General features: G+C 37.6%; 1 protein-coding gene. It reads left to right on the top strand.

Going from position 1 to position 765, the window contains the following annotated elements:
- The first annotated feature begins 11 nt into the window (after positions 1 to 11).
- The gene (locus JAO78_RS16640) at positions 12 to 680 is read left to right on the top strand and encodes a DUF4304 domain-containing protein (RefSeq protein ID WP_226752483.1); all 669 of its coding nucleotides are present in this window, start codon (positions 12 to 14) and stop codon (positions 678 to 680) included.
- The last annotated feature ends 85 nt before the right edge of the window (positions 681 to 765 follow it).

Raw genomic sequence — 765 nt, forward strand, 5'->3', positions numbered from 1 at the left:
GTTAGAGAGCCATGGATAGTAAAGTTGTAAACCGATACATCAGAGAATTAATTAGACCTGAATTAAAAGCAAAAGGGTTTAGTAAATTTACAACTCGTAACTCTTGGCGCTATCGAGGGAATGTTGTAGACGTTGTTAATTTCCAAAGTTTTAACTCTTATAATGCTGATGTAATGGGAGTCACGACATATTCCTTTGGGGTAAATCTAGGTTCTTTTCATGTCGATATACCTACTGAACATGGCAACATAAAATTAAAATCTGATTTACCTTGCCCAGAAGAATTTCAATGTCCTTTCAGAGGTGGGTTACAGCGTACCTTTGAACAGCGCGAATTGGAACGTAAGGATATATGGTTTGTAAAACCTGATGGCTCAAACATTGAAGAATGTATTCTTGATGCAAAAGAGCAAATTTTGAATCGAGGGTTAGCCTGGTTTGAAAACCTTGATACAAAAGAAGCAATCAGAGATATCTTAATTAATAAACCTGAATCAATGGATGAGTTATGGGGTTTTGGTAGAAATCCATCCCCTCGTCGATCTTATTTGCTTGGTTATGTTGAATTGAAATTAGGTAATGAATCAGTGGCAAGAACACACTTTGAAAATGCCATTAATTCAGGTTGTTTTTCTAGTGCATTCAACACTGTAGATGAAGCCATCGCGAGGGCTCTCTAACAAGTTACTCAAAAGGACGCAAAACGCTTGGCTTGTGCTCCTTCGTCGCCAATTTTAGCCAAGCATTTATGCGCCTATTAGTAAG

Origin of the sequence: Alishewanella maricola, assembly GCF_016343785.1 — a bacterium.
Lineage (GTDB): Bacteria > Pseudomonadota > Gammaproteobacteria > Enterobacterales > Alteromonadaceae > Alishewanella > Alishewanella maricola.

Excerpts from the sequence above, each read along its gene's own strand:
- JAO78_RS16640 (WP_226752483.1), top strand. The coding sequence starts at position 12 with ATGGATAGTAAAGTTGTAAACCGATACATCAGAGAATTAATTAGACCT.